This is a genomic window from Brucella sp. GW823-FHT04E01 (assembly GCF_058796175.1).
The window spans coordinates 920,320-944,865 of record NZ_JBXAIK010000004.1 but is presented as its reverse complement, the minus strand read 5'-3'; the positions used below and the strand labels follow the sequence as shown (position 1 = coordinate 944,865).

Below are 24,546 nucleotides of genomic sequence, written 5' to 3'. Positions count from 1 at the left end.
TTCCGGCTGAACGGACAGGAAAGGACCAGTGATGGTCAGCTTTGGCGGTTTCGCCCGCAAGATATTCGGTTCATCCAATGACCGCCGCGTTAAAACCCTGCGCCAGCGGGCAAATCAAATTACTGCTATCGAGAAGAATTACGAAAATCTTACCGATGAGCAATTGCAGGCCAAGACCGCCGAATTTCGTGCGGCGCTGGCTGAAGGCAAGACGCTCGACTCTCTTCTGCCCGACGCTTTCGCTACGGCACGTGAAGCTGCGAAGCGCGTACTCGGTATGCGCCCGTTCGACGTGCAGCTGATCGGCGGCATGGTTCTGCACGAACGCGGCATCGCGGAAATGCGCACCGGTGAAGGCAAGACGCTGATGGCGACCCTACCGGTCTACCTCAATGCGCTTGAGGGCAAGGGCGTACACGTGGTGACGGTCAACGACTACCTCGCCACCCGCGACGCCGAAACCATGGGCAAGCTCTATAACTTCCTCGGCCTGACCGTCGGTGTCATCAAGCACGGTCTCGACGACGATGAGCGCCGTGCGGCCTATGCCTGCGACATCACCTACGGCACCAACAACGAGCTGGGCTTCGACTATCTGCGCGACAACATGAAATATGAGCGCGCCCAGATGGTGCAGCGCCCGCACAATTACGCCATCGTCGATGAAGTGGACTCGATCCTCATCGACGAAGCGCGCACGCCGCTCATCATTTCCGGCCCGCTGGAAGACCGTTCGGACTTCTACAATCTCATCGACACCTTCATTCCAGCCCTTGAGCCGGAAGATTTTGAAATCGACGAGAAACAGAAGACGGCAATCTTCACCGAAGTCGGCACAGAGAAGGTTGAGCAGCTTCTGGAAGCCGCAGGCCATCTCAAGGGTGAAAGCCTCTACGACATCGAGAATGTTGCGGTCGTGCACCACCTGAACAATGCGCTTCGCGCGCACAAGCTCTTTCAGCGCGACAAGGATTATATCGTCCGCAATGACGAAATCGTCATCATCGACGAATTCACCGGCCGCATGATGCCAGGCCGCCGTTATTCGGAAGGCCTGCACCAGGCGCTGGAAGCCAAGGAACATGTGACCATCCAGCCGGAAAATCAGACGCTGGCTTCGATCACCTTCCAGAACTACTTCCGCATGTACAACAAGCTGTCGGGCATGACCGGTACGGCTGCGACGGAAGCGGAAGAATTCGGCAATATTTATGGCCTCGAAGTGCTCGAGATTCCGACCAATCTGCCGGTCCAGCGCATCGACGAAGACGACGAAGTCTATCGTTCCGTCGAGGAAAAATACCGCGCCATCGTGCGCGATATCCGCGCCTCGCACGAGAAGGGCCAGCCGATCCTCGTCGGCACGACCTCGATCGAAAAATCAGAACAGCTGGCCGAACGCCTTCGCAAGGAAGGTATCAAGGAATTCCAGGTTCTGAACGCTCGCTACCACGAGCAGGAAGCCTATATCATCGCACAGGCCGGTGTGCCCGGAACCGTCACCATCGCCACCAACATGGCTGGTCGTGGTACCGACATTCAGCTTGGCGGCAACCTGGAAATGCGCGTTCGTCAGGAACTTTCCGATATACCGGAAGGTCCCGAGCGCGATGCCAAGATCGCGGAAATCAAGGCTGACATTGCACAGCTGAAGGAAAAGGCTCTGGCCGCAGGCGGACTTTACGTTCTCGCCACCGAGCGCCACGAAAGCCGTCGCATCGACAACCAGCTGCGCGGTCGTTCGGGCCGTCAGGGCGATCCGGGCCGTTCGAAGTTCTTCCTGTCGTTGCAGGACGATCTGATGCGCATTTTCGGTTCCGACCGCATGGACAGCATGCTGCAGAAGCTCGGCCTCAAGGAAGACGAAGCCATCGTCCATCCGTGGATCAACAAGGCGCTTGAAAAGGCGCAGAAGAAGGTCGAAGCCCGCAACTTCGAAATCCGCAAGAACCTTCTGAAATACGACGATGTCATGAACGATCAACGCAAGGTGATCTTCGAACAGCGTCTGGAAATGATGGACGAAGAGGACCTGACCGAGACCGTTGGCGAAATGCGCCATGAGGTCATCGAGGACATGGTCGCACTGCGCATCCCCAAGGACGCCTATGCGGAAAAGTGGGATATTGCCGGCCTCAAGGAAGACATCATCTCCAAGCTCAATCTCGACCTGCCGGTCGAGGATTGGGCCAAGGAAGAAGGCATCGCGGAAGAAGAGTTCGAGAACCGCATCAAGGAAGCCGCGGACAAGGCTGCTGCCGAGAAGGCCGAACGCTTCGGCCCGCAGATCATGACTTACGTTGAAAAGTCCGTGATCATGCAGTCGCTGGACAATCTCTGGCGTGAGCATCTGGTCAATCTCGACCATCTGCGTTCGGTCGTCGGTTTCCGCGGTTACGCTCAGCGCGATCCGCTGAACGAATACAAGACCGAAGCGTTCGAACTGTTCCAGTCGATGCTTGCCAACCTGCGCGAAGTCGTTATCTCGCAGCTGATGCGCGTCGAGATCGTTCGCGAAGCACCGCCGGAACCGGAACTGCCGCCGATGACCGGCCGTCATATCGACAGCACCACCGGCGAAAACGATTTCGACGAAGCGAGCTGGTCCGACCATCAGCATGACGAACGCAATGTGCCTGCTGCCGAACGCGATCCGGCCGACCCGCGCACATGGGGTAAGGTCAGCCGCAACGAGGCTTGCCCATGCGGCTCCGGCAAGAAGTACAAGCACTGCCACGGCGCTTTCGAGTGATGTGAGCCGAGCTCATCATCGCATCTATCGAACAAACCCCGGCAAGCCATTTGCCGGGGTTTGTGTTTTCTAGCACACGATGGACGTCGATATGCACCGCGAGCAGTTGTATGACTTGCTTTATTTTAGATACTTCAAATATAGATGCCGTTTAGAAAATACTCACCATTCCTTGAAGTCTTGCGACCTTCGGCAGATTAGACTTTTTCTTTTTCTCTTTATAAAGAACTCCTGTCTAAGGTTTTCATGCGCCTCATGACCAACAAAGCATAGGCGTGAAAGCCGGGTTATCCGGTGCTAAACAAGCAGGTCCCAAGAGGCGTGCAAAGACAGGGTTGGCAAACAGTGCGGTTTTCGGCAGCTGAAACGGCGAGCCGGTTTCTACCCGGCAGGATCGCAGCCACGCTTCGTCCCGTGACGGAGCGGCTGGATGCCGTGCTTACGGATAGCGGACCGCAGGCAAGCGCACAGCGCTCTTCCCTCGTCGCCTTTTCCGTGCGCGTTGCGAGCGCTGCTATTGCTCTCCTGTCTCAGGTTATTCTCGCCCGTTGGATGGGGGAATTCGAGTACGGCATCTTCGTCCTCGTCTGGCTGACCATGATAATTATCGGCGATCTGGCCTGTTTCGGACTGCACACCACGATTATCCGCTTCGTACCGGAATATATGCAGCGTCAGATGTTCGGCCTCGTGCGCGGGATCATCCGGACCGGACGCGTCTTCGCTTTTGCAGCCGCTACATTCATCGCGCTTCTGGGTGCGGGCCTGCTGCTCCTGCTCAAAGACCATGTCACAAGCTATTATCTCGTGCCGTTCATCCTCGGCTTCATCTGCCTGCCAATGATTACGCTCGGCAATATGCTGGATGGCATTGCGCGCTCGCGCACCTGGGTGATGATGGCACTGACGCCAAGCTATATCGTCCGCCCACTTCTGGTTCTCCTGTTCATGATCATCGCACATGAAGCGGGACTACCTTCCAGTGCAACTATCGCGCTGGCAGTATCGATTGCCGCAACGTGGCTGACCACCGTCGGACAATTTCTGACCGTCGACCGCTCACTGGAAAAAGATATTCCCGCCGCAACGCGTGACCAGCGTCTTGGCGAATGGATGAAAGTTGCCCTGCCGATTTTCCTCGTGGAAGGCTTTTTCTTCCTACTCATCAATGTCGATGTTCTGATGGTTGGCCACGCGCTCGACCCCGAGCATGTCGCGATCTATTTTGCGGCAACGAAGATCATGGCGCTCGCGCATTTCGTCTATTTCGCCGTGAAAGCCAGTGTCGCGCAGCGCTACTCGGACCTGCTGCACAGCGGTGATCGCGCCGAATTTGCAAGCTTCGCCGAAGCGTCCGTCCGCTGGACATTCTGGCCGACGCTGTTCCTCGGCGCAGTCATTCTGCTCACCGGCTATCCGCTCCTGCGGCTTTTCGGTCCGGCCTTCACAGCGGGCTATCCGCTTCTGTTCATCCTGATCATCGGGGTGATCGCACGTGCAAGCGTCGGCCCGGCGGAAAGCCTTCTCAACATGTCGGGAAAGCAGAATATCTGCGCGCTCCTTTATGCCGTGACACTTGCTGTCAACGTTATTCTCAATCTGGTCCTGATACCACGCTTCGGCCTGACAGGCGCCGCCATTTCGACAGCTATTGCCATGCTGATGGAAGCGGCACTTCTTTCGGCAGCCGTATCACGCACCTTGCACATAACCATGTTCATTCTCATTCCACGAGACCGTACCAAGACCTCGGAGGGGACTTTGTAATGGCCGCGAAACCTTTGCTTGAAGAATCGGCGGGCGGAAATGCAGCTCACATCGTTTCGGAACTCTCCGAGAGCGGTATGGCGCACGAAGCTGTCAAAAAGCTGGAGGAAAGCCTTCACAGCCGCGATATACCGCGCAAGCTGGCCATCTATGGCGCTGCCGCAGGCTTCGAACTGCGCGACGAACTCGATCACTTGAGCAACCGGACCGTCGAACCGAATGTGTTCTTCAATGCACGGTTTCTGGCGCCAGCCATGCCGCGCCTTGAGGATCGCGAAGTTCGCTTCATGGTCATGCGCGACGAAAACGAAATCCGTAGCCGCCTGCGCTTTGTCATGCCCTATACGATCGAACGTCCCGGCTTGCCGCTATCGACGCCTGTGATCCGTGCATGGTCGACACCATTCGGACCGCAGGGCACGCCACTGATCGATCACGATGACCCTGTCGGCGTGCTGGAAGACCTGTTCGACATTCTGGCGCGCAGGCATCTCAAATTGCCTGATGTGCTTGTGCTGCCGGAAATGCGGGCTAACGGCCCGGCGGCAAAACTGATCCGTTCTGTGGCGGTGGGCCGTCAATTGCCTTTGGTCGCCATAGAGCAGAAGGAGCGCCCCTTTCTCGAGAGCGATCTGGACGGCGACGCCTATATCAAGCAAGCAATCGGTGCACACCATCGCCGGGATTACAATCGCCTGTGGCGCAGGCTGGCCGAAAAGGGCGAGCTTGCCTATCGCGTCGCCCGCACGCCCGACGATGTGCGTCACGCGTTCGAACATTTCCTGACGCTGGAAGCGAGTGGCTGGAAAGGCAAACGCGGCACCGCCATGGCCGTCGACCGGTTTCGCGCGGCTTTCGCCCGCGAGGCAGTCAACAATCTTGCTGAACGCGACTGCGTGCGCGTGCACACGCTTGAGCTCGACGGACGGGTTATCGCCATTTTGATCGTATTTACGGTTTCAGGAGAAGCCTGGACCTGGAAAACAGCTTATGACGAAAGCCTGAACGCCTGGTCGCCCGGCGTACTTCTCATGATCGAAGTCGTGAAGAACCATCTGAACGATCCGAACATCAACCGCACAGATTCCTGCGCCGTCCCCGATCATCCGGTCATGATGCGGCTGTTCGACAAGCGCGAGACAATCGAAACGCTGGTGATTGGCCTCAACCCGTCCACGGATAAGCTCGTCCGTCAGGCTGCCTCGCAGATTCATCTTTATCAGCGAACCCGCAATCTGGCCCGCATTGTGCGCAATCGCATCCGCAGCTTCACTGAGAGGAAATAGGGGCGAGTTTAAGCGACCTTAAAAAAGCCCAGAAATCGCTGTCCTGAATCTCCGATGCTGGATTATCCGGCAAGAATGTTGCGATTGCAGTTTTGCGGAAGCCCTGCGAAGCTCCATCCTCAACAGCCACTTCGGAATTTTGAAGGTTCAGGAATGCGGTTTCCACGCCCGACTATCGCCAGCGGCACGCTTTGCGTCCTGACCGCATTTTATCTCCTCGCTTTCACCAATAGCTCCTTCTGGCAGCGGCTGATCGCCTACTTTTCCGACCATCCGCAAAAGCTGGTTGTTGGGGCAGCGGCCATCCTTCTCATCCATATCGCCGTGCTGATGGCCTTCTCGGCAAAATATGTCATCAAGCCTGTTCTCATTTTCGCAATATGGGTCGCCGCAGGTGGGTCCTATTTTACGGATACTTTCGGCACGATCATCGATCGCAATGTGGTCGAGGCGACGCTCACAACGACAAAGGCAGAGTCGGGTCATCTGATAACGACGGGCTTTCTGCTGCATATCCTGCTTTATGCCGTCGTTCCCACGCTTTTCATCCTCTGGGTCCGTGTGAAACACCGGCCTTTGCTGCAAAAGCTTCTGGTCAATACTGTCTCGATCATCGTCTGCCTGGCTGTCGCAATCGCACTTATCGGCTCCGATTACGGCAGCTTCTCCTCGATGTACCGCGAACACCGCTCCGACATCATGGAACGGCTGATGCCCGGCACACCACTCAAGAGCACCGTGCAATATATCGTGCGTGACCTGAATGACAGGCAGATCGTCATGCAGCCGCTCGGCCTCGATGCAAAACAAGTGCTGCCGCCGATTGCGTCGGGCAAGAAGCTCCTGACCGTCATCGTGGTGGGCGAAACGGCACGCGCCCAGAATTTCAGCCTTTACGGCTACCCGCGTGAGACCAATCCCGAACTGAAGCAGCAGGATATCGTTACCTTTCCAAACACAACAAGCTGCGGCACGGACACCTCCGTTTCCGTGCCATGTATGTTCTCGCCCTTTCCGCGCGAGGAATATTCGAGCTCCAAGTTCCATAGCTCGGAAAATCTGATGGACCTCCTTAATCATGCCGGCGTGCAGGTTGCGTGGTACGAGAATAATACCGGCAGCAAGAGCGTTTCGGACCGCATACCGACGGTCGACCTGCAGAATTCAAACGATGCGCAATATTGCGAAGGCGGCGAATGTCTCGACCAGATTCTGGTCGACCAGCTCCGTGACCACCTGAAGAACGTAAACGGCAACGCCACCATTGTCCTGCATATGACCGGCAGTCACGGACCGTCCTATTATCGGCGTTATCCGCCAGAATTCGCCAAGTTCAAGCCTGAGTGCCGCACGAGCGAATTTTCCGATTGCACGACGGACCAGATCGTCAATGCATACGACAATTCGATCCTCTATACCGATCACATATTGTCGGAGATCATCAACGTCCTGAAGGCAAGCGAAGACCGTTTTGCCCCCGCCATGATCTATATGTCCGACCATGGCGAATCGCTGGGCGAAGATGGTCTTTATCTGCATGCAGCACCCTATTTCATCGCGCCTGACGTCCAGACACACATCCCATTCGTCGCGTGGTTCTCGCCGGACTATGCGAACGCCACCAGGCTCGACACGGCTTGCGTCAAACAGGATGCTGCCGCCCCTTCTTCGCACGACAATCTGTTCCACACGGTCATCGGCATGATGGGCGTGAAAACGTCAGCCTATGATCAGGCGCTCGACCGCTTTGCCAACTGCCGGAAAGCCAATGTCGCAACGTCGAACTAGGACATTTGGCATCGCGCGCAGATAGCTGATTATATTAGCCAAACCAATAATTTGAGCCATCCGACAAAGCGTGGTACACTTTGCCTTGGGAGAGCGCATGGACAGGCGGAAGAGGAGGTCCGCACCGGTGCAATCCGGCACTTTGAACAAGTGTCCGAAGCCCGGATAATTATAAAAGCTTCCGTCTGGCTCAAACGCTATCGCGCCCTCCCGGGGAAGGAGATGCGCTATGGAATATTTTCACTATGTCAGCACGCTGGATTACGTCCTGCTGGGCTTCATCGCCTTGCTGGTTTTCTGGAATCTGGTTGAAGCGAACTTGCGCAGATAGATGACGGCGGCTTATCTCAAAGCCGCGCAACCACATAAAGCCTGCTGCGCCTGACACGATCAGGAACGGGCTTGTTGACTGGAACGCTGCCGTGACGATGAGCGGTTGATTGAATCACACGCCATTACTTCTTACCCTTTCAGCCGTCTGTCTGAAGAGGAGTGAAAGCTGCACTTTTGAGCAATTGACCTCGTTTCGTTTAGCCGGTATATCCCAACCCGCTGTCCCTTTGAACCATATCGAACTGCTTCGGCAGAAATGTGCGGGTGTGGTGGAACTGGTAGACGCGCCGGACTCAAAATCCGGTTCCGAAAGGAGTGTCGGTTCGATTCCGACCACCCGCACCATATTTTTTCAAAGAATCATTATTTTACAGCATTTTAAGTAGATAGTTATTTTCTCAGTCCCTACCTCAGCCCCTACTTTTTTACTCGGTTGAGTGGCGGCTTTTTACGGCTTCCGAAAATTCCGCTGTGCTGCTTCGCAGTTTCCTCGCGCGAATTGACTTCGGATAAATCGGGTGCGCTAGTCGTTCTCGGCCCTAATTGACATTACCTAAATAGGTTTTCGCTTGCGTATTGATAGGGGATTGATCGGTGAAGCCTCGCGTGCGCGCGCGTACTGGTCCGAGAAGACGACCAAGCGGAAAATGCTGCGAAGACCTAGATGAGGTTTTCTCGCACGAGAAATGACCCCACTTAAATCGGGGTTGCTTTTCCCGCAGTGACGCAGAAACAGCCCTGACCCTCAATGACAAAACCGACTTAACTGACAAAACCCTCTTGTCTGCGGTTTCGTCGGTTTTGTCAGCAAATTGATATTGCCTGCAAGCAAATGGCCGGGAAAGCCTCGACCAAATGATTAGCGTTCGGAAGTCGAGCGGACGGTGGGTGATAATCGTTCATCGGCCCATTTGTCCAAGTCGTCTTTGTGGTAGAGCGGGAACCGGCCTTGATATTGCATCGCGGGACCGCCGCCGACGCTTGCGAGCTTCTCCAATGTGGCATAGGCGATATCGATACCGTGTTTCGTGCGCAGATACTCCGGCACGTCTTTTCTGCGAAGGCGGGGGCGGTCAAACATATTCAGCAAATCCTAATGACTATCGATGCGAGAGGATTACCGAATTTATTTCGCGGTATGGCTCTTGCCTGTGAATGATCCACACCAATCGTCATGAACGCGAACGATTGGAAAGCTGCGTTCATCGGACTGATATTCGCCAAACCGCGCCACTGGCGGCTTCAGGCGGCATTCCCCGTATTCAACGTTTGATGATCCGATGAAATCGGAAGACGTGATGCTGCGATAGCAATAGCGGCAATCTTTGCAAGCGATGGTCATACCTGAGCGCTCCCGTCGAATGAAGTGGCTACGGCGGCGATATCGGCTATGTCTTCGCGGCCATCTACCACCTGCTGAAGCAAGATCAACGCTCGCGCCTTCTCACTTTGCGCATCGACAGGAGCGGTCTGCTTTGCAGCCTGCGCGATCCGACTTTCCAGATCAGAAAGCACCTCTGCAAGGCCATCAATAATCCGGCCCGCCGCATTAAGCTCGTCCTGTCCGGGCATTGAGTAGCGAGGCTGATTGATTAGCGCGGCAACGTAATCGCCCAATGAGACGACGCCTTGGTAAAGGTCCAGCATTTCCACCATGGACAAGCGCTTAATGTCCGTCCGAGAAGGAGAATAAGGAATGCGTTCGGTCGCTGGCGCTGAGATATTACGATATGCGACCGGAGAACCCATCACTGAGCGGCGTGGCTGGACGCAGGCCATATACTGACCGTCCATCCATTCATTGAGCGCGTCGGCCAATTCCGACGCCAAGCGGTTGACCTTCTCCACCGGCAATTCTTTCACGGTCATAGAAACGTTCTGTGTGTTCATGGCGGTTACCCTTGTCTGGCGACTGCGCAAAGGCTGGCTATCTTAGCCTCAAGCTCACGGCGACGGCATTCAATGTTGATCCGCCACGGCTTGTAGGAGAGCATTTCAATCTGCTCGCGAAGGGCTTCAATTTTGGCGAGGGCAGGATTGCTGGCGCGCATTGCTGCATCCTTAGCCCGCTTCCAAGCCAACATCAGGAGCCAATTGAAAGTGCTGCGCTGGAAGGTCGGGCGCTTGTTGTACGAGCGGCGGTAGCTGCCCCACGCTTCATTCATGATTGACGACAGATTGAACATTCGCTTGCCCTCTTTAATGTGTGCTGTTAGCATATAATTAATGCTTATTGCATATGCAGTCAACACATCATTAGTGCTATTAGCACACATTGAGGCAAGGCATGACACCGGAACAATTTCGAATGGCTAAGGCCGCATTAGGATTGAGCAACCCGGAATTGGCTGAGAAGACGGGATTGCATCGCAACACACTGAATAAACTCGACCAAGGCTCTGGAAAAGCGTCAACCATTCAACACGTAAAACTTGCCCTTGAAGCCGAAGGTGTTCAATTTCTGGATAGTGGGCAGGTAGCAAGTGGGGTGGGAGTAGCGTTGAAAAAATGAGCACAGAAACGGGCGGCGGCAACCCCACATCATTATCCAGTGAAGCTCGCTTTGCATTTTACAAAGAAGCGTACTTTGCAACAGCGGAACGACAGTTTCAGTATGGAAAATGGGTTCTTGCATCATTGCTTACCGTTCATGCCGGTTCGCTTTTGGCAATCTCTCAAGCAGGATCGAAGACTGGCGCTCTATATGCCGCTTGCGGACCATTGTTAATCTACGGAGTGGGTATATCACTAATCGCTGGTGGGATGGCTTGGTTTAACTTTACGGTTGCGATGAATGTCTATGCTTCGATCCTTGTTCACATAAGGGAGAACAAAGAATACAAGGTTTCTCGAAAGGTGCGCGTTACGATGGGTATAACGGTATGGGGAACGCCATTAATTGCGGCAATCGCACTAGGGCTTTTCTTTTTGGCTGCCGCCCGTGCAACTAATATTCTTCACCCTTAAGAGCAGAGTTAACACTTAAGGATATCGGAATGGAGGAAAGCTTTCTGGAGCATCTCATTGGAATGCCTGTAGCGACAAAAACGTTCGGTATTCAAACGCCTTCGGGATTATTGCTGAAGCTGCGCCACGACATGACGCGTCTTCATAATGCTCGGTCAAGCACTGGAAGCAGATATGCCGCCATAGATTGCGCTATTAGCGCGGTTCATTTGATCGACTGGCTTTTGCAAGCCGTCACTCAGAAACGGCACGTTGAACTGACCGGGAAGAACAAGAACGAGCACGGCGCTATTTCAGGATTTATCGAGAAACAAGCTGTCAAGCTGCATGGATTGGAGACTTGCAGATTACTGGCCAACACAATCAAGCATCGGGTATTGAATAAGGGGGATGACGAGTCATTCAAAACGTCACACTCCATTATCTTTGAGCCTCCCTTTCACGCAGACGCACCTGAAACATGGAATGGTGAAATTTCGCCACGATCATTCATCGTCCATATTGACGGTCGAAACGAGGATATTCACGCGCTACTTGACCAGCTTGAAAGAGAATGGCGAGTATTTTTGGCTGGAGAAGGATTTCTCGATGCTGAACTTTCGAAACAAGAAATTGATTACGAGCGCTTTGTAGAGTGACCATGCCTACTCACAACACGGTCATCACGCATCAATATGAAACCCCGCCGAAGCGGGGCTTCTTGGCTGAACTGGTTAGTGGGAAAGCCCGCTAATAAGAGCGTCAGCCTTAGCTTTTGCTCCATAATGCTTTTCACCACGGAAAACTTCACCCAAACGATGGGTGTTGGTTCCAAGATGTTGAGCAATGATGTTGTATTTCACACCTTGCATTTTCATGACGAATGCAGTGACGGCATCATCGAACGAAAGAGCCTTGCGTTCGATGACAACTGGATTGATTTTCACCCCAGTAATCGGGTGCAGTTCAAAGTCAGCCATGGTGCTGTCCTATTGTAAGGACTGCTTGACATATGGCTCTTTCGGCGTATTTTCCGAAGTGTTTAGGAGCATGTATCAAGCAATCGTTGGTTGAACATGATCGAATTGAAGGCCGGGAGTACCAATCCCGGTCTTTCAATCCAGTTGCAACGAATCATCATTACAACCCACTAACTATTTGTTAGGACTCGCATATCAGAGTCAATAGATAGAACGATGTCGTATGTTCTCTATTTGATCCTCTCTGCATTTTGCGCATCTTTCGCACGGATTAATAACCAAGCCCGAACCACTTTTTCCGGGAAATCTGCCGACTCACGCACCATGCAAATCTGTGGAAAACGTAAGCACTCAATCCAATTGATATGGACTGACATAGAAACTATATTGACAAGTGTGATTCTGACGCTAACGGCGAATCATCTGTTCGCGCAATGCTGATGAGTGGGGCATATTACAGAATATGAGGGCAAACATGTCGGCGGATTATGTCAGTCCAAAACCAAGCGGCCTTTCCAAACCAACAGTTGAGCGTATTGCTGAAGCAATTGCTGAAACGCTGGGATTTCGCCCAGGTGATAGTATGGAAGCAGTCGTAAGTAGGTTTGGCGGCAGGATTGTCGTTGGCACTAACGGCGACGATGACTTTGAGAGTGGTTCAATCGTTGCTCGCAGTATGAGCGATTTCACGATTTATATCTCTCAGTTCACGTCGCTCGTGCGCGATAGATTTACCATTGCTCACGAGTTAGGGCATCTTTTATTACACCTAGAGGAAGTACAGAAGAACGCTCCTAACGCTGTCATGCGCGCTACTCGCTGGGTCGATGAAAATAATCAAGAGCAGAAGCGAGCAGAGTGGGAAGCAAATTGGTTTGCGGCAGCTTTTCTGATGCCCGCTAAAGTCTTTTCTGAAATCTATCAGAAAGACGGCCCATCGACAGCCCAGAGAATTTTTGGCGTCTCCGAAAAAGCTGCTGAAATTCGCGCTAAGTCCATAGGTCTTTGATTTTCCATTGTTGGTGTAAATGCTTGAAGTCGAAGCGCCTGCCTACCGCATACGATTATTTCTTTCTGTAGACTTAACAGGTTCAACTGACTTCAAGTCCAAGAACAAGTCGACAGCTTGGCTCAAAGAATTTCAGAAATTTTACGGTGACTTTCCTAAAACATTCATCTCGATATACACGGAGGTATGCGAGAGCATTCCTCAGTTATCTCAGGAAGAAAAGGGATGTATGCCAAAGGTTTGGAAGACGATTGGCGACGAGATTCTTTTTGTCAATCGAATACACAGCCTCTGCCATGTCGGAGCGTGCGTTACAGCATTTGTAGAGGCGCTGAAACAATTTGGCGAGAAGCTACAGCAAACCTCTGAATTTAAGCTCAACACCAAGGGCAACGCATGGGTCGCGGCATTTCCGTCGCCAAATTGTAGCATCCGCTTGAGCATAGACGGTGGAATTGATCCAATTAACGGTGACGGCGAGATACCATCTGAATCGAGTGAGTGCGCTGTTGATGAGGACCCAAAGTCTTTCGACTTTCTTGGGAAGGGCATTGACGGCGGCTTCAGAATTGCTCGCAACTCGACAGTAAATGCTTTGACCGTTTCTCCGGGGCTGGCATATCTATTGTGCAAAGCTCACAGAAATGAAGATACAACTAGGTTTCAAACAAATCTTCATTTTGAAGAAATGCAGAGTTTTAAGGGAGTCGCGAATGGCGAACCCTACCCTATTATCATAATTGACACGACGCGTGATGCGAAGCGGAAAAGCCTCGTCGCCCAGCAACGCAAGCTGCTTAAATCGGCTTCAGACTTCAATAATGATGAGCTTATGCAGTACATTGAGGATTTTCTCGATTTCCATAAGATCGAAAAGCCGGTTTTGAAAATCCAATTCAGCCACAACGCTGAACCGCTTCCCAGCCACTACGAAGAATATTTGAATGAGTGGAATGCGCTAAAGGAACAAATAACCAAAACTCAAGACATGGAAGTAGCTTCAGCGGAGGCCAATGACATTGATAAGGTTATTGACGCCAACGAGCAGGAAGCCGCAGGAGATATAGTGACACGAGTTTCTGGTGTCGTTCGCACCGATCCTCAGTAGGGAAGGCAATGATGGCTTCATTGCGCGCGTTCCCGATCTGCCGGGCTGCATGAGCGACGGCGATACGCCTGAAGAAGCTGTGCGTAATGCCTATGACGCTATCGAAGCTTGGATTGAAGCTGCCGAAGACCATGGGCGCAAGGTTCCGCCTCCGGCAAGAAGCATCGAAAAAAGATGAAAAATAGTCGCGAAAAATAGGGGGACTTGTATATCCCCTCAAAAAAATTCCTCAAATTTCCGGCCTGTCATGCTCTCCAAAATGCCTACCGCCTTGTGAACACAACGAAAAATAGGATCGATAAAGCCGCCTTCTTTTTCAAGGTCCATTTGGTTGACCATCGTGGCAAGAAAGAACTGCGCATAAGTCAGTATGGCTAGGGCATCCTCTGGTGTTTCCCCATCGGCTTGAAATAAGCGGTCTATCGCTGCTTTTAGATCGGCGCTGGTCGTGCCCCCAGCTTCACGAGCAGCACGGGCGTAGTCCGCCAATTCCAATGCGACATCTGTAATATTTTCCTGCATCGTGTATCCTTGATTCAATTGAAAGTTATGACCATCTGGGCAAAGGGCAGTTCATGCGTAGAAACAAACACGGCGCTACGTTCAGTTCAGGGGAAAAAATCTGGGTAGCGGCAACTGTCGCAACCCTTGTTGTGTTTTGGTTTGTAGCTCTCAGTTAGATTGAGCCGCACTTTGAGAGCCAATAAGAGCCTCGATAACCCGCCTCCGAAGCTCGGAATTATTCGAAGGGTTTATAGGGACACCGTTGCGAACCAGAATTTCAGCAAGATCGGCAAAACGGTTAGTTTGCCGGGTGGCCGCTGCTCTGGCTCCATAGCCCGCCATTGCCGATCCGGTGGCAAGGGTGGCACCTAACATCGGCCCACCAGCCATAGTGCCGAGTATGCCGGGAGCGCCGACCGTTGACATGTACGAAACTGGCCCGGTCGGAGCCATGCGTCCGACATTGCGCAAAGCATTCGAAGTGGCGGTGCCTTGCGCGACCCGGCTGATTGCGGCCTGCTGATCCGGCGTCCAGCCGCGTTCCTGCCCTTTGATAATCCGCCGCTCAAGGTTTCGATATTCTGTGCGAAGTGCATTTTCATAACCGGATCCTGTGAACTGACCAGCGCGCGAACCGGCCAACTCCCGCAAGGTTTCAAGTTCTTCGCCGCGCATGGCACGTGCATATAGGGAACGGCCTTCAGCCAGTTGTGGAGCAAGCGGCGATGTGAAGTCATCGAACTGCTTGAGCATCAATGTGGAAATTCGACGCTCTGCATCATCCGAGCTTTTTGCAGCATCCGCGAGTACCTTGCGGGCAGTCTGCATCTGGGGGACGGACATATCGCCCTGCGCATAGTCCTCGACCATCCTGAGTGCTTCACGTGCTTTCGGGTAAGCCTCGGACACTCTGCCTGTTGGTGATATTAGCCCTTCACGTTCGGCAATGCCCTTCATGTCCGCCGCAAGTTGCTGCGTCTGGGCCTGATTTGCCATAACGCCCGAAGAATGGGCATCTTGGAATTTATCTGCGGCCTGCTGCTTAAGCTGTTCAACGGTCGGTACTGCCGCTTCAGCCGCCTTTCGTGCCTGACGGTTTGCAATTCCAGTAATAGCCGCACCTGTCCCGATCCCGCCGAGAAGCTCACCGGCGATTTCAGCGCCAGCATTGTTGGGGAAAAGCTGTTGAGCGGTCGCGCCGCCCATACCGCCACCCGCTGCGGTCGCCAGCCCTGCGGCTGCTTGTCCAGCAGTTTGAGCCGTAACAGCCAAGGGAACAGCGGCACCGCCGACAGATTGAGCCACACGGCGCGCAAACTGCTCTCCATGGTTCTGACTCTCTGGCGAAATCGCCAACCCCTGACGAAGCCCTGCCGATCCACCGAGCGGAGTTTCTGAGGCCTTCAAGTCGGTGCCGAAAACCGCATTCACGCCGCTGACGGCTGGTTTTACGAGAAAGTTGTTGACCAGATCGACCGGAGCGCCGAGCGCACCTGTTGCACCCTCGAGAAGACCAGAGAATACCTGAGAACCATAACCACCGCTTTCAGGGTTTTCCTGCTGTTGACGGCGAAGGCGTGCGGACGCAAGTGCTACGGCCTTCTTCTGGTCAAGTGTCATGCCATCCTGCGGAGCCACACCGATCTGAGACGCGATTTCATCAACCGTGGCGTTTTGTTTTTCGGGCGAAAGCTCCATGAAGTTGCGGTCCACTTTCACACGCTTACCGCCAATATTTAGCGTCATCCCGTCCTGTTGCTGGTATTTCTCCAAAGGATCGCGCTGACCGAGGCTTCCCTGTGTCGCTCCACCTTGATCAACGAGCGGCGCAATTTCCCACCAATTTTGACCTTGTTGCGCTGGTGTAGACCGTTGTTGCCGCTGTGTATCCAGGTGCTGCTGTAAAAATTTGATAGCGCCCTGCTCATCATTCGGGCCTTCGATAGAGTACACCTTGCCGTCAGGAGCTTGGATTTTGAATTTTGCCATTAGTAAAGCCCTCCGGTCTTGGAAACCCCGCCCATGAACAAGCGGCCAAGGTTCATCAAAGGATTGCTCCCCGGAGCGCTTGGATATTGGCTATTTTGCTGAACCCTTTGGGCAACGGCCTGCCCGAACTGTGCAATACCTTCGCCTAAATTTGTGGGCGGCGTGTATGGGGTAAAAGACCCTTGGAACGAGCCATTTTGCTGCGGGGCAAACGAAGACTGTGCAGGAGCGCTGTTGAACGATCCACTGCCAAGTGAACCAATATCGCGTCCGGCGCTAGCAATCCCGGCCTGTTCTGCTGAATTTGCGCGCCGGTTCATGACGTTCGCAACGATACCGTCACCAAGCGCACTGATGCCCTCGCCAATAGTGCGCGGCGCGCGAGACTGGCCAAGCATCGCCATAGCAACATCGCGCTTGCGTTTGACACTTTCGGGCGTGTCGGCAGTACCACCGCCGAAGATAAATGATTGCATCATCGAGCCTTCCTGTTTTCGCCTTCGCGATCCGACAGGACCGAAGTGCGGATTAAGTTCGACAGCGTTGTTCCGCTCTTGCGAGCAATTTCCTTCATGGCCTGCTTTTCGTCAGGCAAAACCCGAACACGGATAATGTTTGGCATCGCTATGTCTGCACGCATGGTAAACCTCATTTTGTGTCCACAAAATTAGCAACAGCTACGCGAAAAGCTGCGGGACTTGGCGGGCGGATCGAGAAGGCAAGGCGACAAAGCCGCCTCTCGCCTAGTCAATGCGCTCTATGTGGATTTTGCCGCCGTGGAGCCGGTAATACCGCATGCCCTCGGAAAATGCGGTTTCGTAGTCTCCGACATAATGGCTGCATCTGCCGCCGCCATGGGTCGCATAGGCGTGCCACAATGCCGGATCGGTATGAAGCTGCATTGCGGTCGAAGTGATAAACTGCTCAAGGGGCTGCGTTCGAACGTAGGAAGGCTTAACTTCCGCCATCGCTGCCCCCTTCCTTCAAAACCGCCCTTCCAAGATTATTGAAGGAAATGCGGCCAGCTTGTAGCAAGGCGTCTTCAGCCTGACCGGCGCGCGTTCCGCCCCATCCAAGAACCCGCATAGCCATTCCGTAGGACATTGGACCGTGAAGACGTAAGGCCTCGGCGTATAACTCCGCGTCTTCGGGCGTAGGTTTCGTGTCTGGTTTCCAGTCTGACAATTGTTCAGGCTGACGACGAAAGGGAATAACGGCAGCGCTGATCAAGACGGAAGGCGCTTTCTGCGAACCCGTTTTGTCAGTTAAGTCAGTTTTGTCATTGTGCGCAGGGGCAGAGCGAATAGGATCAAGCCATCTGGACATGAGCACACCCCACCCTTTCTTTGAACGAGCAAAAGCTATTCATTTTCTGCCTCTTGCCGCCGTTTGCGCACCATGGCTTCGATCGCTTCCTTGGCGCTCATGTTTCCCTGAAAAACTGCGGGCGCTTTAACGAGTGCTTTTTCATCCCTGAGAACCGCCGTTGGCGTTTTGTCGGTTAAGTCAGTTTTGTCGGCGGGGGTGTAAGTGGATTTCCGGCTATGAGGCACTTGATAAATTGCGGGGTTAACCGTGAATAACCGTGCTGGTCGCCCACCCTGTGGAGCGACAGGGCCGACGACAGGTCGCACAATGTCGGCTTCCTCCAAGACGCGTAGAGCCGGGTTCAAATCGTCAGCCGAGGAAATACCCTCACGGCCAGTTCTTATGACTTCACGGGTAGTAAACTGCGACCAGTCGTTTTCAATGATGAGGGCCACAAGACGGCGTGCCGAGCGTTCAGCCTTCGGCATAGAAGCATCCGCATAGGTGCGGCGCGCCATCGGTAGAAGGTATTCTTCAGCAAAATGAGCGGCCTTACGAAACGTTGCATCGGTAATCTGGGTTGGCTCGTCTGCCTCACCTGATGCCCATTCCATCATAGAGAACACGAGAGACAATCGCACTGTCAGACCCGGCAGCTTGCCGATGAAGGAGAGCAAAAGCCCTTCGGTGCCCTTTTCCCACTCACGCACAGCCTTCTGAAATTCTTCGAGCGTGCAACGCGCATCTTCACAGAAATGAACGAACCAAGGTCGGAGGCTTCCATCATCATCACGTGGCATCTTCAGTGAAAGAAGACGCTCTACAACATTCTCAATAAAGCTCTCGTCAAAAAGCACACTTGGCCGTTTCACAGGTGCGGGATTGGGCCAAACAGGCAGGAAGCGAGCTAGCAACCCATCGTCGTCAGTTTTTATGAGCAAGGATTGCAATCTGTCTGGCTGAATACCGCCGAGAACACCAATAGAAAGCCGGTCGATATAAACAGGTTCGCGCCCCATTCTTTCTACGGCATATCCTCGACCGCCGTAGGCTTCCAACCAGAACGGACGATCAGAACCGCCGCCTGAATAGCGGGACATGCCTTGAAGCCACCCAGCTAGTTCATCGCGCGCCAACAGCGTACCGCGAGGCTGAACGGAAACGATAACGCCGAGCTTTTCAACCGTGGTATCGTTTACGGACAGTCTGGGCATTACAGGCTGTGGGCCGGGATCGGCGCTATTCGGACGGGCCGGGGGTTCTTCGTTGTCCTTCACCGCCTTTTTTACGGTTTCTTTCCAAGCGGCCTCAGCGACCTTGGCAATCTCGGCCTTGCCCTGCCACTCGTCCATATCCATTCTTACGGTCGCCATCAATGTGCGCTCGACCTTCTTAAGAGGTGAGAGAACCGCATCTAGTCCGGGTGATTTATTCATGGACGGATTGCCAATAGCGACGGCCCATAAAATCGGAGGCTCCGCCCATCCAGACCACGGAGAAACCCAACGGTTGTTTCCAATGGTCGCCGCGCACACGGACAATGCTGCTGCCATAACGAAATCAGGCGGAGAAGCCTTCGCTTCGGCGGCTGTTTTAACCCATGATGACCAGCGTGCCGAAAACACATCATCCAGCGGTAGAACTGGCGGCTCTGGCCTTTCTACGCGAAGGAACCGGTAATCTGGTTCCGGCCATTCAGCCTTGAAGGGAATAGGTTCGGGCGCACTCATGCTGCTGCCCCTTTCATCATAAGAACATCATTCCAGTCCTGAGCGTCAGGGGCGGCGAGAAGGGAAACACGCCAGCCCAAAGCATCAGCGCGGGCAGCAAGCATGTGTCCAGCCTCGCGGCCCGCTGTATCGCCGTCAGTAGCAATAACCAGCGCGCCCGGATCATTCGGCAGACATAAGTTTTTCATGCCGCTGGTCGATAAAGCCGCCCAGACTGCCACAGAACCACGCACAAGGCCTGAGAGAAGCGACAGTCCCGTTTCTATGCCTTCACAAACAAACAGCGTTTCTGAGCCGCCAGAAAGGCGTACAGCCCCACCCGATACCGAACCGAGCATAGCCTTCGCCGGTTCAATCACGGCTTTCCCCTGACCGTCTGGGCGCAGATACGTTCGGTGAATGGCGACGCGTGGCGATCCCTCGACCAGCGCAACCAAAGCCGGAAAGCGCTGGTTGCCGGGATGATGGCATGCCGGATGGAAGCGAAGGGTTTCTGGAAGGGGGCATGTGATGGCACGAGAGCAAAGATAAGTTTCAGCTATCGTGCCGTGAATGGGAAAGGTTTCCTGCCAGCACGCCACGGCTTTGGCCTCTTTACGTTTCGCGGCTTCTTCCTCGGCCTGCCTGATCGCCTCATAGTCTTCAGCCGTAGGAGGGGAATAATCGCTGGCTCCATCGACAATGCCCAATCCTTTCAGGGCGTCCAGAATATCACTGAACCGGCAACCGGCATGGCAGCGCAAAAGAAGCTTGCCGTTTCTGCTGTCTGACACGCTGAGCGCCGGGGTATGGCTGTTTGCATGGGCAGGACAGAAGCACAGGCCATAATGACCATGCCAGTGGCCGCGAAGGCCAAGGGTGATGCGTTTTGCATCTCGCATGAAGAATTTCCTCTGGATTGCACCAAAGGACAGGAGGGGCTATTGTGAAAATGACATATCAAAAGCCCTTCGGCCCCGTCCTTTTCGGCGGGGTCGTTTTTATGCAGCGTGCCGCTTAGCTTTTGCGTTTTCGATTGCTGCGAGTATTTCCGACTGCGACCAGCGAGACAAACTTCCCATTTTGATCGGCTTTGGCAAGGTGCCGTCAGCAATCCGACGATAGAAGGTAGGAAGGCTCACTTGAAGGATTTTTGCACCTTCACGGGCAGTCAGGAGAGGATCATTGATTTGCATGTTTCAGCCTCGTTATTGATTGATATGGGCTGAAATTGCTAGACATGGCGGACCTATGAAACCGCGCCTAAATAAATAATTAAACGGGGGTTTATCGCCTGCCTCTACGCAGAATGCCCGCAACGGTTTCTACGCTGGCTCCATATTGAGTAGCCTTTTCCTCTATAATCTGGGCCTGCATTCCTCGTATCCGTAACCCTTTTTCTCGGCGCTCAAGCATTTCCGCCCGAACATCAGCAGCAGCCATCTGCGCAGGCGTTGGGGTGTCATCAAGATACGGTATACGATATTCCCTCGGCTTTCTTCCGGGGGGATTGATATAATCACCGTCTAGGAACTGGGCTAATAAAACCCGGTCCTTATATGAAATTTCGCAGTTTGGGTCTCGCAGGATCGCGGTTAAATAAGGAATACCCACACTGCCCCGGTTGACTGTCAACCAGAGAGCCTTTTCAAAATCGTCATCGCCTTGGGCCGCTGCCCATACCAGATCGGCCATGATTATGCTTTCGCCAGCTTCAATATCTGCCCACCTTGACCAGTGGCATGTTGCGACCAGCTTTCCAAAAGAACGCGCCGCTGCTCTAAGAAGTCAGTTCTGCGATAGGAGCGCTCGACCTTACTGCCGACCGTATGAGAGAGGACAGTTTCAGCAATGTCATGCGGCGTTGCCGTTGTTTCCGCAATCCAATCACGCAAGCTGGATCGAAACCCGTGAGGGCGATATTCCATTTCGGCCCGCTCCATGAATGCGGCCATCGTCATATCGCTGATGACGCCCTTGCGAATACTCGGAAAAAGATATCCGTCACGTGCATGGCGGCGCGCTTCTTCGATAACCTTCAAGGCTTCCTTCGAAAGTGGAACGCGGAAATCTGGCGTTTTTCCTTCCTCGCCCTTCATGGCTTCACCGGGGATAGTCCAGATATCACCCTCGATCTGGCTTTCATGAATGAAGCGTAAGGGCCTTGAGCGAACGCCTGTCAGGATAAGTAGGCGCATGGCAAGGTGTGTGACACTGCCGTCCTTCAATGATGCGTAGAAGGCTGGAACCTCCTGCCATGGCATAGCCGGGATATGCTTGACCGTGTGGCGCTGTTTACCGAGAAGTGCACGGGCTTTTTCCGTGGCCTGCAAATCTACGTCCAGACCGAGCGCAGCCGCGTGCCTCATGCAGATTGCGAGCCGACCGAGCGCCTTTTCTGCTGTCGAAGCTTTGGCGTGCCAGATCGGCGCTAGCGTGTCCCGAATATCATTCTGATGGATTTCTGCTACTGGCACCTTACCCAATTTCGGCAACACATGAAGTTCAAGCGGGCTGAACCAGCGCCCGTTTTCGCCGTCGCCCTTCAATTCTGCCTTCCGGCTTTCAAAAGCTGACTTCGCAATATCTTCCAACAAATGGAGATTGCGGGCAGCTTCACGTTTCAGGCGTTCGCGCTCATTGATAGGGTCGATATTCTGTCGAACCATACCGCGCCACTTCTCGGCATCTTCACGCGCTGCCTTCAATGAAACGATAGGATAGGAACCGAGGCCCATTTCTCGCTTGCGGCCATGAAGGGTGAATATAAAAATCCACTTTCCGGCGCTATCTGACTTCTTTTGCAGATAAAGCCCGGCCCCGTCGCAATATTTGCCCGGCCCCATCTTCGATACTGCTAATGCGCTCAATCGGTTCACGGCACCCATGCTTTTCACCCCTACCGCCGGATAAGGTAATAATGCCTATTATCAGCCCCTACCTCAGCCCCTATCGCGTGCTGCGCTTTGTTGACACTTAACGATATGGCTTGATATCGAACGTAACAAGAACAAGCTTGTCGTTCAATAGGTCTGATATACGGTGATATAAGTTGATTTACAATGTAATTTCAATTAGTTGCAGACCACCCGCACCATTCATCCCACCACAAATTTTCTTGTCACGCCGCTTCGAGCGCTTGCGCCAGATCGGCAATCAGATCGTCGGGATGCTCGATGCCGATGGAAAGTCGGATCGTTGATTCCAGCACACCGATACGCTCTCTTACATCGACGGGAACGCCCGAATGGGTCATCGCGGCGGGATGGCTTGCAAGCGATTCCGTACCGCCGAGACTGACAGCAAGCTTCAATATCTGAAGCGCATTCAGGAAGCGGAATGCCGCCGCCTGCCCGCCTTTGATATCGAAGGAGAAAGTCGACCCCGCACCACTGCACTGGCGTTTGAACAAAGCACCAACGTCCGAATTCTCATCCTCAAATGGGAGATAATGCAGTTTCTCCACTTTCGGATGATCGCGCAGGAATTCCGCAATTGCCTGCGCGTTGTTGTTGGCGCGTTCCATGCGAAGTCCGAGCGTTTCAAGCGAGCGACCCAGCATCCAGCATGAATGCGGGTCAAGCTGCGTACCGATCGCACCACGCAATGCCTTGACCTGCTTTACAACAGCCTTGGCACCCAGCACAGCCCCGGCAATCAGATCCGAGTGCCCGCCAACATATTTGGTCAGCGAATAGACCGAAAGATCAGCACCGTGGTCGAGAGGCTTCTGATAGATCGGCCCAAGCAGGGTATTATCGCAAGCAATGATCGGACGATGCCCCTGCTTTTGTTCAATCTTTTCCGCGACACGCCGGATGGCGGCAATATCGACAATGCTGTTGGTCGGGTTGGCAGGCGTCTCGATCAGAATCACCGAAACACGTCCCTTGCGAACAGCCTCGTCGGCTGCCTGTTCTATCGAGGCTTCGTGCACGCCATCGGCGAAAGCAACGGCTTCAACGCCGAAATTGAGAAACGTCTTTGCAAGGAGCGTTTCCGTGCCGCCATAGAGCGGTTGCGAATGCAAAATGACATCGCCCGGGCGTGCAAAAGCAAACAGCGTCGTGGCAATGGCCGACATGCCGGAAGAAAACAGCGCACAGCTCTCGGTGCCTTCATAGACCGCGAGGCGATCTTCAACGATCTCGCTGTTGGGATGGTTGAAACGGGAATAGACGAGACCAGCACCGACACCGGCAGGCGGTTCCTTGCGACCGGAAACGAAATCGAAGAAATCGCGTCCGTCTTCGGCAGTCTTGAAAACGAAAGTCGACGTCAGGAATACCGGTGGCTTGACCGCTCCTTCGGAAAGCTCCGGATCGTAGCCATAATTGAGCATCTGCGTTTCGGGATGAAGCGGATGATTGCCCAACATGGTCTTTGAAGGCCGTGGCGCAGTCATGAATACCTCCTTGAGAAAATCCTCCCGTCCGTATTCGGACAGGAGGAGCTTAACAGAGGTATTCAGGAATCTTCTTGCGTTGTTATGCCTTTTAGAGAAATCGCTGCGATGCCGGAAGAGGCGCGCATAGCCGTCGATTACTTGATGACCAGCACCGGCACGGTACTGAGCGACAACACCTCAGCTGCCTGACTTCCCAGCAATAATTTGTTCACGCCGCGACGGCCATGTGATGCGATGACGATCAGATCGGCATTCTTGGCATTCGCAGCCTCGACAATGCCCTGCGCCGGAGATTGATTTTCGACATGCACGGCCTCAGCACTGACGCCGATCTCCATTGCCTTGGCTTTGGCCTTCGACAGAATTTCGGTGGCCGCTTTGGTGATAGCCTCGCGATATTCCTGAAATGCCGCCGGGCTCGACGCCCATTCAGCCGCAACCACAATGCCATAGGATGGCAGAAGCTCGGTCACGGACACGAAAATAACCTTTGCGCCTGTTTCCTTGGCCAGCGCAACGCCTTGGTCGACGCCTTTCTCAGCGAGTTCCGATCCATCGGTTGCGATCAATATGTTCTTGTACATTCATGTTCTCCTGGCTGCCTGATACCCGATGATGCGCGCCTCCCCGTCGCAACGCATTGACGCGGATCAATCAAG

Annotated in this window: 26 protein-coding genes, 1 tRNA gene and 1 pseudogene; 11 read left to right on the top strand and 17 right to left on the bottom strand. The window is 53.7% G+C overall.

Annotated features, from left to right (window positions below):
* The first annotated feature begins 31 nt into the window (after window positions 1–31).
* The 5 genes from secA (at window position 32) to AC1RHM_RS19625 (ending at window position 8,271) form a co-directional block, all read left to right on the top strand.
* Entirely contained in the window at window positions 32–2,752 is a 2,721-nt protein-coding gene (secA, locus tag AC1RHM_RS19645) for a preprotein translocase subunit SecA (RefSeq protein WP_010657508.1), read from the top strand.
* A 345-nt stretch (window positions 2,753–3,097) separates the two neighbouring features.
* A complete protein-coding gene (locus AC1RHM_RS19640) occupies window positions 3,098–4,519 on the top strand; it encodes a lipopolysaccharide biosynthesis protein (protein WP_036563224.1) in 1,422 nt (473 codons plus the stop codon).
* On the top strand, window positions 4,519–5,805 hold the full coding sequence (bspF, locus tag AC1RHM_RS19635; RefSeq protein ID WP_010657510.1) for a type IV secretion system effector crotonyl transferase BspF: 1,287 nt from the start codon (window positions 4,519–4,521) through the stop codon (window positions 5,803–5,805). Before AC1RHM_RS19640 ends, bspF begins: the two co-directional genes overlap by 1 nt.
* A gap of 153 nt (window positions 5,806–5,958) precedes the next feature.
* Window positions 5,959–7,593 carry a phosphoethanolamine transferase gene (locus AC1RHM_RS19630; protein ID WP_010657511.1) on the top strand — a complete coding sequence of 545 codons (1,635 nt, stop codon included), beginning with the start codon at window positions 5,959–5,961 and terminating at the stop codon, window positions 7,591–7,593.
* 593 nt (window positions 7,594–8,186) lie between these two features.
* Window positions 8,187–8,271: transfer RNA gene (locus tag AC1RHM_RS19625), tRNA-Leu, on the top strand.
* Between the two features lie 514 nt (window positions 8,272–8,785).
* On the opposite strand, the gene AC1RHM_RS19620 is transcribed toward AC1RHM_RS19625, so the two are convergent.
* The 3 genes from AC1RHM_RS19620 to AC1RHM_RS19610 all read right to left on the bottom strand — a co-directional run bounded on the left by AC1RHM_RS19620 (window position 8,786) and on the right by AC1RHM_RS19610 (window position 10,112).
* On the bottom strand, window positions 8,786–9,007 hold the full coding sequence (locus AC1RHM_RS19620) for a hypothetical protein (protein ID WP_036587968.1): 222 nt from the start codon (window positions 9,005–9,007) through the stop codon (window positions 8,786–8,788).
* Between the two features lie 257 nt (window positions 9,008–9,264).
* Complete coding sequence (locus AC1RHM_RS19615) at window positions 9,265–9,816, bottom strand: hypothetical protein (protein ID WP_146113244.1); 552 nt, start codon at window positions 9,814–9,816, stop codon at window positions 9,265–9,267.
* A gap of 5 nt (window positions 9,817–9,821) precedes the next feature.
* Entirely contained in the window at window positions 9,822–10,112 is a 291-nt protein-coding gene (locus tag AC1RHM_RS19610) for a hypothetical protein (RefSeq protein ID WP_036587965.1), read from the bottom strand.
* Window positions 10,113–10,213: 101 nt separating this feature from the next.
* Between AC1RHM_RS19610 and AC1RHM_RS19605 the strand changes: the two genes are divergently transcribed.
* From AC1RHM_RS19605 to AC1RHM_RS19595, 3 genes are read left to right on the top strand one after another with little or no spacing between them, the layout of a single operon-like run.
* Window positions 10,214–10,438 carry a helix-turn-helix domain-containing protein gene (locus AC1RHM_RS19605; RefSeq protein ID WP_036587963.1) on the top strand — a complete coding sequence of 75 codons (225 nt, stop codon included), beginning with the start codon at window positions 10,214–10,216 and terminating at the stop codon, window positions 10,436–10,438.
* Window positions 10,435–10,893, top strand: a complete 459-nt coding sequence (locus AC1RHM_RS19600; RefSeq protein ID WP_036587961.1) for a hypothetical protein — start codon at window positions 10,435–10,437, stop codon at window positions 10,891–10,893. Before AC1RHM_RS19605 ends, AC1RHM_RS19600 begins: the two co-directional genes overlap by 4 nt.
* Window positions 10,894–10,922: 29 nt before the next feature.
* Window positions 10,923–11,531: a hypothetical protein gene (locus AC1RHM_RS19595; RefSeq protein ID WP_036587958.1), complete on the top strand. Its 609-nt coding sequence runs from the start codon at window positions 10,923–10,925 to the stop codon at window positions 11,529–11,531.
* A gap of 75 nt (window positions 11,532–11,606) precedes the next feature.
* Here the strand turns inward: AC1RHM_RS19595 and AC1RHM_RS19590 are convergent, their stop codons facing one another.
* On the bottom strand, window positions 11,607–11,852 hold the full coding sequence (locus AC1RHM_RS19590; RefSeq protein ID WP_036587956.1) for a hypothetical protein: 246 nt from the start codon (window positions 11,850–11,852) through the stop codon (window positions 11,607–11,609).
* A gap of 475 nt (window positions 11,853–12,327) precedes the next feature.
* Here AC1RHM_RS19590 and AC1RHM_RS19585 point away from each other — a divergent pair, with 475 nt between their 5' ends.
* Genes AC1RHM_RS19585 through AC1RHM_RS19575 form a run of 3 tightly spaced genes read left to right on the top strand, consistent with a single transcriptional unit; the run spans window position 12,328 to window position 14,147 of the window.
* Window positions 12,328–12,861, top strand: coding sequence for an ImmA/IrrE family metallo-endopeptidase (locus AC1RHM_RS19585; RefSeq protein ID WP_036587954.1), 534 nt, complete (start codon window positions 12,328–12,330; stop codon window positions 12,859–12,861).
* Between the two features lie 19 nt (window positions 12,862–12,880).
* Window positions 12,881–13,969, top strand: a complete 1,089-nt coding sequence (locus tag AC1RHM_RS19580) for a hypothetical protein (RefSeq protein WP_036587952.1) — start codon at window positions 12,881–12,883, stop codon at window positions 13,967–13,969.
* Complete coding sequence (locus AC1RHM_RS19575; protein WP_235907506.1) at window positions 13,944–14,147, top strand: type II toxin-antitoxin system HicB family antitoxin; 204 nt, start codon at window positions 13,944–13,946, stop codon at window positions 14,145–14,147. Before AC1RHM_RS19580 ends, AC1RHM_RS19575 begins: the two co-directional genes overlap by 26 nt.
* Before the next feature lie 38 nt (window positions 14,148–14,185).
* Here AC1RHM_RS19575 and AC1RHM_RS19570 read toward each other — a convergent pair whose 3' ends face one another.
* From AC1RHM_RS19570 to AC1RHM_RS19510, 13 genes and pseudogenes are all read right to left on the bottom strand, one after another.
* Window positions 14,186–14,491: a hypothetical protein gene (locus tag AC1RHM_RS19570; RefSeq protein WP_036587947.1), complete on the bottom strand. Its 306-nt coding sequence runs from the start codon at window positions 14,489–14,491 to the stop codon at window positions 14,186–14,188.
* A 150-nt stretch (window positions 14,492–14,641) separates the two neighbouring features.
* Window positions 14,642–16,462 (bottom strand): hypothetical protein, encoded by a 1,821-nt coding sequence (locus AC1RHM_RS19565; RefSeq protein ID WP_051517858.1) that lies wholly within the window; start codon window positions 16,460–16,462, stop codon window positions 14,642–14,644.
* Window positions 16,462–16,941: a hypothetical protein gene (locus tag AC1RHM_RS19560; RefSeq protein ID WP_036587945.1), complete on the bottom strand. Its 480-nt coding sequence runs from the start codon at window positions 16,939–16,941 to the stop codon at window positions 16,462–16,464. The genes AC1RHM_RS19565 and AC1RHM_RS19560 overlap by 1 nt, the downstream gene beginning before the upstream one ends.
* Window positions 16,938–17,102 (bottom strand): plasmid mobilization protein, encoded by a 165-nt coding sequence (locus AC1RHM_RS19555; protein ID WP_166942799.1) that lies wholly within the window; start codon window positions 17,100–17,102, stop codon window positions 16,938–16,940. The genes AC1RHM_RS19560 and AC1RHM_RS19555 overlap by 4 nt, the downstream gene beginning before the upstream one ends.
* 103 nt (window positions 17,103–17,205) lie before the next feature.
* Window positions 17,206–17,430, bottom strand: coding sequence for a hypothetical protein (locus AC1RHM_RS19550; RefSeq protein WP_036587941.1), 225 nt, complete (start codon window positions 17,428–17,430; stop codon window positions 17,206–17,208).
* A pseudogene (locus tag AC1RHM_RS19545) lies at window positions 17,417–17,677 on the bottom strand (hypothetical protein); the annotation flags it as partial. The pseudogene AC1RHM_RS19545 and the gene AC1RHM_RS19550, both read right to left, overlap by 14 nt.
* 146 nt (window positions 17,678–17,823) lie before the next feature.
* A complete protein-coding gene (locus AC1RHM_RS19540) occupies window positions 17,824–19,500 on the bottom strand; it encodes a YfjI family protein (RefSeq protein ID WP_080692084.1) in 1,677 nt (558 codons plus the stop codon).
* A complete protein-coding gene (locus AC1RHM_RS19535) occupies window positions 19,497–20,381 on the bottom strand; it encodes a DUF7146 domain-containing protein (RefSeq protein ID WP_105529105.1) in 885 nt (294 codons plus the stop codon). Before AC1RHM_RS19535 ends, AC1RHM_RS19540 begins: the two co-directional genes overlap by 4 nt.
* A gap of 99 nt (window positions 20,382–20,480) precedes the next feature.
* On the bottom strand, window positions 20,481–20,675 hold the full coding sequence (locus AC1RHM_RS19530; protein ID WP_036587935.1) for a helix-turn-helix transcriptional regulator: 195 nt from the start codon (window positions 20,673–20,675) through the stop codon (window positions 20,481–20,483).
* Between the two features lie 91 nt (window positions 20,676–20,766).
* Entirely contained in the window at window positions 20,767–21,174 is a 408-nt protein-coding gene (locus tag AC1RHM_RS19525) for a hypothetical protein (protein WP_036587932.1), read from the bottom strand.
* A 2-nt stretch (window positions 21,175–21,176) separates the two neighbouring features.
* Window positions 21,177–22,367, bottom strand: coding sequence for a tyrosine-type recombinase/integrase (locus AC1RHM_RS19520; protein WP_036587930.1), 1,191 nt, complete (start codon window positions 22,365–22,367; stop codon window positions 21,177–21,179).
* A gap of 233 nt (window positions 22,368–22,600) precedes the next feature.
* Window positions 22,601–23,884 carry a cystathionine gamma-synthase family protein gene (locus AC1RHM_RS19515; RefSeq protein ID WP_010657512.1) on the bottom strand — a complete coding sequence of 428 codons (1,284 nt, stop codon included), beginning with the start codon at window positions 23,882–23,884 and terminating at the stop codon, window positions 22,601–22,603.
* A 137-nt stretch (window positions 23,885–24,021) separates the two neighbouring features.
* Window positions 24,022–24,471, bottom strand: a complete 450-nt coding sequence (locus AC1RHM_RS19510) for a universal stress protein (protein ID WP_010657513.1) — start codon at window positions 24,469–24,471, stop codon at window positions 24,022–24,024.
* Window positions 24,472–24,546: the final 75 nt, after the last annotated feature.

Excerpts from the sequence above, each read along its gene's own strand:
- secA (WP_010657508.1), top strand. The coding sequence starts at position 32 with ATGGTCAGCTTTGGCGGTTTCGCCCGCAAGATATTCGGTTCATCCAAT.
- bspF (WP_010657510.1), top strand. The coding sequence starts at position 4,519 with ATGGCCGCGAAACCTTTGCTTGAAGAATCGGCGGGCGGAAATGCAGCT.
- AC1RHM_RS19630 (WP_010657511.1), top strand. The coding sequence starts at position 5,959 with ATGCGGTTTCCACGCCCGACTATCGCCAGCGGCACGCTTTGCGTCCTG.
- AC1RHM_RS19620 (WP_036587968.1), bottom strand. The coding sequence starts at position 9,007 with ATGTTTGACCGCCCCCGCCTTCGCAGAAAAGACGTGCCGGAGTATCTG.
- AC1RHM_RS19615 (WP_146113244.1), bottom strand. The coding sequence starts at position 9,816 with ATGAACACACAGAACGTTTCTATGACCGTGAAAGAATTGCCGGTGGAG.
- AC1RHM_RS19610 (WP_036587965.1), bottom strand. The coding sequence starts at position 10,112 with ATGTTCAATCTGTCGTCAATCATGAATGAAGCGTGGGGCAGCTACCGC.
- AC1RHM_RS19605 (WP_036587963.1), top strand. The coding sequence starts at position 10,214 with ATGACACCGGAACAATTTCGAATGGCTAAGGCCGCATTAGGATTGAGC.
- AC1RHM_RS19600 (WP_036587961.1), top strand. The coding sequence starts at position 10,435 with ATGAGCACAGAAACGGGCGGCGGCAACCCCACATCATTATCCAGTGAA.
- AC1RHM_RS19595 (WP_036587958.1), top strand. The coding sequence starts at position 10,923 with ATGGAGGAAAGCTTTCTGGAGCATCTCATTGGAATGCCTGTAGCGACA.
- AC1RHM_RS19590 (WP_036587956.1), bottom strand. The coding sequence starts at position 11,852 with ATGGCTGACTTTGAACTGCACCCGATTACTGGGGTGAAAATCAATCCA.
- AC1RHM_RS19585 (WP_036587954.1), top strand. The coding sequence starts at position 12,328 with ATGTCGGCGGATTATGTCAGTCCAAAACCAAGCGGCCTTTCCAAACCA.
- AC1RHM_RS19580 (WP_036587952.1), top strand. The coding sequence starts at position 12,881 with ATGCTTGAAGTCGAAGCGCCTGCCTACCGCATACGATTATTTCTTTCT.
- AC1RHM_RS19570 (WP_036587947.1), bottom strand. The coding sequence starts at position 14,491 with ATGCAGGAAAATATTACAGATGTCGCATTGGAATTGGCGGACTACGCC.
- AC1RHM_RS19565 (WP_051517858.1), bottom strand. The coding sequence starts at position 16,462 with ATGGCAAAATTCAAAATCCAAGCTCCTGACGGCAAGGTGTACTCTATC.
- AC1RHM_RS19560 (WP_036587945.1), bottom strand. The coding sequence starts at position 16,941 with ATGATGCAATCATTTATCTTCGGCGGTGGTACTGCCGACACGCCCGAA.
- AC1RHM_RS19555 (WP_166942799.1), bottom strand. The coding sequence starts at position 17,102 with ATGCGTGCAGACATAGCGATGCCAAACATTATCCGTGTTCGGGTTTTG.
- AC1RHM_RS19550 (WP_036587941.1), bottom strand. The coding sequence starts at position 17,430 with ATGGCGGAAGTTAAGCCTTCCTACGTTCGAACGCAGCCCCTTGAGCAG.
- AC1RHM_RS19540 (WP_080692084.1), bottom strand. The coding sequence starts at position 19,500 with ATGAGTGCGCCCGAACCTATTCCCTTCAAGGCTGAATGGCCGGAACCA.
- AC1RHM_RS19535 (WP_105529105.1), bottom strand. The coding sequence starts at position 20,381 with ATGCGAGATGCAAAACGCATCACCCTTGGCCTTCGCGGCCACTGGCAT.
- AC1RHM_RS19530 (WP_036587935.1), bottom strand. The coding sequence starts at position 20,675 with ATGCAAATCAATGATCCTCTCCTGACTGCCCGTGAAGGTGCAAAAATC.
- AC1RHM_RS19525 (WP_036587932.1), bottom strand. The coding sequence starts at position 21,174 with ATGGCCGATCTGGTATGGGCAGCGGCCCAAGGCGATGACGATTTTGAA.
- AC1RHM_RS19520 (WP_036587930.1), bottom strand. The coding sequence starts at position 22,367 with ATGGGTGCCGTGAACCGATTGAGCGCATTAGCAGTATCGAAGATGGGG.
- AC1RHM_RS19515 (WP_010657512.1), bottom strand. The coding sequence starts at position 23,884 with ATGACTGCGCCACGGCCTTCAAAGACCATGTTGGGCAATCATCCGCTT.
- AC1RHM_RS19510 (WP_010657513.1), bottom strand. The coding sequence starts at position 24,471 with ATGTACAAGAACATATTGATCGCAACCGATGGATCGGAACTCGCTGAG.